At 52.8% G+C, this 5,981-nt stretch carries 6 protein-coding genes; 4 read left to right on the top strand and 2 right to left on the bottom strand.

All coding sequences use genetic code 11. From position 1 onward, the window contains the following. The first annotated feature begins 97 nt into the window (after positions 1–97). Positions 98–379 carry a hypothetical protein gene (locus ACUU1I_RS19145; RefSeq protein WP_001181211.1) on the top strand — a complete coding sequence of 94 codons (282 nt, stop codon included), beginning with the start codon at positions 98–100 and terminating at the stop codon, positions 377–379. A gap of 205 nt (positions 380–584) precedes the next feature. Here the strand turns inward: ACUU1I_RS19145 and glpD are convergent, their stop codons facing one another. Further along, positions 585–2,090: a glycerol-3-phosphate dehydrogenase gene (gene glpD / locus ACUU1I_RS19140; protein WP_000448109.1), complete on the bottom strand. Its 1,506-nt coding sequence runs from the start codon at positions 2,088–2,090 to the stop codon at positions 585–587. Between the two features lie 189 nt (positions 2,091–2,279). On the opposite strand from glpD, the gene glpE reads away from it, so the two are divergent. From glpE to ACUU1I_RS19125, 3 genes are read left to right on the top strand one after another with little or no spacing between them, the layout of a single operon-like run. Next, positions 2,280–2,606, top strand: coding sequence for a thiosulfate sulfurtransferase GlpE (gene glpE / locus ACUU1I_RS19135; protein ID WP_000371928.1), 327 nt, complete (start codon positions 2,280–2,282; stop codon positions 2,604–2,606). 44 nt (positions 2,607–2,650) lie between these two features. Further along, positions 2,651–3,481: a rhomboid family intramembrane serine protease GlpG gene (gene glpG / locus ACUU1I_RS19130; RefSeq protein ID WP_000928716.1), complete on the top strand. Its 831-nt coding sequence runs from the start codon at positions 2,651–2,653 to the stop codon at positions 3,479–3,481. 16 nt (positions 3,482–3,497) lie between these two features. Then, entirely contained in the window at positions 3,498–4,256 is a 759-nt protein-coding gene (locus ACUU1I_RS19125) for a DeoR/GlpR family transcriptional regulator (RefSeq protein ID WP_000815099.1), read from the top strand. Here the strand turns inward: ACUU1I_RS19125 and rtcR are convergent. Next, positions 4,238–5,836 (bottom strand): DNA-binding transcriptional regulator RtcR, encoded by a 1,599-nt coding sequence (gene rtcR / locus ACUU1I_RS19120; RefSeq protein WP_001232886.1) that lies wholly within the window; start codon positions 5,834–5,836, stop codon positions 4,238–4,240. The genes ACUU1I_RS19125 and rtcR overlap by 19 nt on opposite strands. Positions 5,837–5,981 lie beyond the last annotated feature (145 nt).

Here is a 5,981-nt window from a genome sequence, read left to right as displayed (position 1 = left end):
GCCAAAGGGTCCCGTTTTTTTCGCCATCATTTCGGAAAAGTGTCCAGAAGGGGCAAGGGGAGTATAATTTCGCCATTCAGAAAGAATGGAAAGAATAATGCAAAATAGAAAATGGATTTTGACCTCGCTGGTAATGACTTTTTTCGGCATCCCAATACTGACGCAATTTTTTGCAGCGGTTATTGCCATGCTGGGGGCTGGGCTTGCCGCTATTCCTGAGGTTTGCAATTTACTCTTTACGCCAACAATTTACCTTCTGCTCAATATTTTTATGCTGACGCTGGGCGCATTAATGCTATTTTTCTCGGGGCGAGTGGGGAACGTGCCTGAGTTTTGTTACGTTGGGTATGATGGCGTGGGCTTTGCGGTAATTCCCTGAATTAAAAAGTAGGTTAGATTTTTGACAAAGTGCGCTTTGTTCATGCCGGATGCGACGTGAACGTCTTATCTGGCCTACAAGACCATGCAAATTCAATATATTGCATAAACCACGTAGGCCTGATAAGCGTAGCGCATCAGGCAGTTTTGTGTTTGTCATCAGTCTCAGGCCAGATTGAAATCTGACCTGATCACCTTACGTTAATTTACGACGCCAGCGACAACTTCTGCTGCGTATATTCCACCAGCCACTGACTCACACGAGATTGTTGATCCGCATTCAGCCACATGCCTTGTTTTGTGCGACGCCACAGGGCATCGTCGGTGCGGCGGACCCATTCGTGATCCACCAGGTATTTCAGTTCCGCTTCGTAGAACTCATGACCGAAATCTTCCCCGAGATCGCTTACCGTTCCCGCATTGCCGAGCAGCAGCTCGCTGTTGCTGCCGTAAGTGCGCGCGTAGTGACGTGCCAGCGATTCAGTCAGGAACGGGTAACGGCGGCGCAGGCGAGCGGCGTAATCGTCGCGGTCGCCTTCAATGGCACCACCCGGCAGCACGCTCTCTTTCGTCCACGCCGGGCCAATACCCTGATAATACGGCGTCAGTTTTTCCAGCGCATGTTCTGCCAGTTTTCGGTAGGTGGTCAGCTTACCGCCGAATACCGACAGCAGCGGTGCTTTGCCGTTTTCATCATGGATATCAAGGGTGTAATCACGGGTAATGGCTTGCGGCGAGTCGGACTCATCATCACACAGCGGACGCACACCGGAGTAGGTCCAGACGATATCGTCACGGCTTAGCTGCTTTTTAAAGTGCGCGTTATACACTTTCAGCAGGTAATTGATTTCACTCTCTTCAATCTTCACTGCTTTCGGATCACCTTTGTATTCCACATCGGTGGTGCCGATGATGGAAAACTCGTCCATCCACGGGATCACGAACACAATGCGTTTATCTTCGTTTTGCAGAATGTAGGCCTGCTTTTGGGTATGCACGCGCGGCACCACAATATGGCTGCCTTTGATCAGGCGAATGCCATAAGGCGAAGGAAGATGCATCCCCTCGTCGAAGAACTGTTTCACCCACGGGCCGGTGGCGTTAACCAGGCCGCGCGCTTGCCAGCTATATTTTTTGCCGGTATCGATATCTTCCGCTTCCACAATCCACAGGCCGTTTTCGCGGCGAGCAGAGGTGGCGCGAGTCCGAGTAAGCACTTCGCCGCCTTTACGCACCACCATCTGGGCGTTGGCGAGTACCAGACGGGCGTCGTCTACCCAACAGTCAGAATATTCGAATCCGCGCTTAATTTCCGGTTTTAACACTGAATTTGCGCCAAAACGCAAACCAATTGATCCCGGCAGGCTGGTGCGTTTACCCAGATGATCGTACATAAACAGACCAATGCGAATCATCCACGCCGGGCGCAGATGCGGACGATGTGGCAGGCGAAAACGCATCGGGAAGGCGATATGCGGAGCCATTTTCAGCAGCACTTCACGTTCAGCCAGCGCCTCGCTGACCAGGCGGAATTCATAGTGCTCAAGGTAGCGCAGGCCACCGTGAATGAGTTTTGAACTGGCGGAAGAGGTCGCGCAAGCGAGATCCTGCGCCTCCAGCATCAGCACGGATAAACCGCGTCCAGCGGCGTCTGCCGCGATACCAGCACCATTGATGCCGCCACCTATCACAATCAGATCTTTGGTTTCCATGCTGCCCTCATTCACTTTCGTTAAAGCTCATAAATGTTCGTTATCGAACATATTAGCAAAGAATCGCGCTTTGGGTAACATTGAAAAAACATTTTAGAGTGATATGTATAACATTATGGCGTTTATCTGCCGCTTCGACGTAAACTGTGCGGTAAATTTGCCCACTTGTTTGTAAAGAAAGAGAGACGCATGGATCAGTTCGAATGTATTAACGTTGCCGACGCGCACCAGAAGTTGCAGGAAAAAGAGGCGGTGCTGGTCGATATTCGCGATCCACAGAGTTTCGCTATGGGGCATGCGGTGCAGGCTTTCCATTTAACCAACGACACGCTGGGCGCGTTTATGCGTGATAACGACTTTGACACTCCGGTGATGGTGATGTGTTATCACGGCAATAGCAGCAAAGGGGCGGCGCAGTATCTGCTGCAACAGGGCTACGATGTGGTCTATAGCATTGACGGCGGCTTTGAAGCCTGGCAGCGACAGTTTCCCGCAGAGGTGGCGTACGGCGCGTAACGCTTTATACTGTCCCCTTTTGTGTGGAATAAGCGACAGCAACGATGTTGATGATTACCTCTTTTGCTAACCCCCGCGTGGCGCAGGCGTTTGTTGATTACATGGCGACGCAGGGTGTTATCCTCACGATTCAACAACATAACCAAAGCGATGTCTGGCTGGCGGATGAGTCCCAGGCCGAGCGCGTGCGGGCGGAGCTGGCGCGTTTTCTCGAAAACCCGGCAGATCCGCGTTATCTGGCGGCCAGCTGGCTGGCAGGCCATACCGGCAGTGGCCTGCATTATCGCCGTTATCCTTTCTTTGCTGCCTTGCGTGAACGCGCAGGTCCGGTGACCTGGGTGATGATGATCGCCTGCGTGGTGGTGTTTATTGCCATGCAAATTCTCGGCGATCAGGAAGTGATGTTATGGCTGGCCTGGCCATTCGATCCAACACTGAAATTTGAGTTCTGGCGTTACTTCACCCACGCGTTAATGCACTTCTCGCTGATGCATATCCTCTTTAACCTGCTTTGGTGGTGGTATCTCGGCGGCGCGGTGGAAAAACGCCTCGGTAGCGGTAAGCTAATTGTCATTACGCTTATCAGCGCCCTGTTAAGCGGCTATGTGCAGCAAAAATTCAGCGGGCCGTGGTTTGGCGGGCTTTCTGGCGTGGTGTATGCGCTGATGGGCTACGTCTGGCTACGTGGCGAACGCGATCCGCAAAGTGGCATTTACCTGCAACGTGGGTTAATTATCTTTGCGCTGATCTGGATTGTCGCCGGATGGTTTGATTTGTTTGGGATGTCGATGGCGAACGGAGCACACATCGCCGGATTAGCCGTGGGTTTAGCGATGGCTTTTGTTGATTCGCTCAATGCGCGAAAACGAAAATAATTCCAGGGATTTATAAATGAAACAAACACAACGTCACAACGGTATTATCGAACTGGTTAAACAGCAGGGTTATGTCAGTACCGAGGAACTGGTGGAGCACTTCTCCGTCAGCCCGCAGACTATTCGCCGCGACCTCAACGAGCTGGCAGAGCAAAACCTGATCCTGCGCCATCATGGCGGCGCGGCGCTGCCTTCCAGTTCGGTTAACACGCCGTGGCACGATCGTAAAGCCACCCAGACCGAAGAAAAAGAGCGCATCGCCCGCAAAGTGGCGGAGCAAATCCCCAATGGCTCGACGCTGTTTATCGATATCGGCACCACGCCGGAAGCGGTGGCGCACGCGCTGCTCAATCACAGCAATTTGCGCATTGTCACCAACAATCTCAACGTTGCTAACACGTTGATGGTAAAAGAAGATTTCCGCATTATTCTCGCCGGTGGCGAATTACGTAGCCGCGATGGCGGGATCATTGGCGAAGCGACGCTCGATTTTATCTCCCAGTTCCGCCTTGATTTCGGCATTCTGGGGATCAGCGGCATCGACAGCGACGGCTCGCTGCTGGAGTTCGATTACCACGAAGTTCGTACCAAGCGCGCCATTATTGAGAACTCGCGCCACGTTATGCTGGTGGTTGACCATTCAAAATTTGGCCGTAATGCGATGGTCAATATGGGGAGCATCAGCATGGTTGATGCCGTCTACACCGACGCCCCGCCGCCAGTAAGCGTGATGCAGGTGCTGACGGACCACCATATTCAACTGGAGCTGTGCTGATCCTGCACGGCCTCCCACGTCAGACCAAAACGCGCCAGGTATTTGCGTAGCCGATCCGCGTCATTGACGCTGGCTTTGCCCTGGCGCGAAACATCAAAAAGCTGTCGTCCGGCAGCAGAAAGCGACTTTGCCTGGCGGCAGATAGCGATAACGTGTTCCAGTTGCATACGGTCGAAGAGATCGATGTTTTCTGCCTCTGCGCCCAGCAACGCCGTAAGCGCGGAGGGGCGGCTCTCCTGCCAGTTATAGCGCAGACGGTTTATCTCATCTTCCACCACGTCCAGAGTGATGCGTCCGCTAGTGGCAAAGGTGGCCATCCGCGTGACGCTGGCAGAAAGTTCGCGAAAGTTACCGCGCCATGTAGCCTGGGGAGATGTTGCAAAGGCCAGCCAGGCACGCCGCGCTTCGGTGTTAAAACGCACGCTGTCACCAGTGAGTGTGGCGTGGCGCTCCACTTCATAATCCAGGTTCGGTTCAATATCTTCCTGGCGCTGGCGTAGACCCGGCAGGGTGAAGGTCCAGAGATTGATCCGCGCGTACAGATCTTCGCGGAATTTGCCTTCGGCAACCAGCTGGCGCAAATCGCGCACCGTTCCGGCGATAAGCTGAAAATCACTGCTCACCTGGCGATCGCTGCCAAACGGGTAAAAGGTTTTCTCTTCAATAGCTTTCAGCAGCATTGCCTGTTCGTCTGCGCCCAGTTCGCCAATCTCATCAAGAAACAACATTCCGCCGTTGGCGCTGCGTAATAATCCTTCACGAGATTCCCGCGCCCCGGTAAACGCGCCTTTCACATGACCAAACAGCGTCGACATCGCGGTATCGCCGCGCAGGGTGGCGCAGTTCACTTCCACAAACGCGCCGCTAAACTGATGCCGTGCCTGTTTTAACTCGAAGATGCGTCGCGCCAGAAATGACTTACCTGCGCCGGTCGGGCCGTTAAGCAGAATCGGCGCGCGGGATTTAATCGCCACTTTTTCGATCTGCTCAATCATGCGGTTGAAGTGGGGGTTACGCGTGGCAATACCGGATTTGAGGAAATCGAGCGTTTGCTGCCGTTCCTCGGCAAAGCGGCTGGCGATGGCGTTATAACGGCTTAAATCGAGATCGATAATCGTCACTTCACCTGGGCCGCACGGCTGTTCTTTTTTGCGCGGAGTTGAAGATTGTATCAACCGGGCGGGTAGATAACGCGCTTCCGCCAGCAGAAACCAGCAAATCTGCGCGACGTGGGTGCCGGTGGTGATGTGAATTAAATAGTCTTCTTTTTCTGGCTGAAACTCGTAACCACGGGCGAAATCATGCAGGCAGGCGTAAACCTCTTCGAAATCCCACGGGTTATGCAGTTCAATCTCAACGCCCACCACTTCTGTTTCTGGCGAAACGCTGGCGATATCGCGTTTAAGCGTTTCAAATAGCGAGCGCGAGCGGGCATCGTGCAATAATTCCAGTCGATCGATGACCAACGATTCTTGCTGGCATATACAGAGTGACGGACGCCATTTTGACCAGCGCTGACTGCCGCGTCCGGCATAATCCAGCACGGTACCGACAAAGCCAAAAGCCACTGTTTTACGCATCTTAGATATCCTTATAAAAGGCGATATTTCATTATCGGTAAATCGGCTTTGCGGGAAATCTCCGTTTACGGACATAAAGATATAATCTTTTTAGAAACAATAAATTAAAAAATTAATCTGCTTATTTAATTTTCTGGCACGACGG

This window comes from Shigella sp. SIG3 (assembly GCF_053555855.1).
This window is presented reverse-complemented; position numbering and strand designations above follow the sequence as displayed.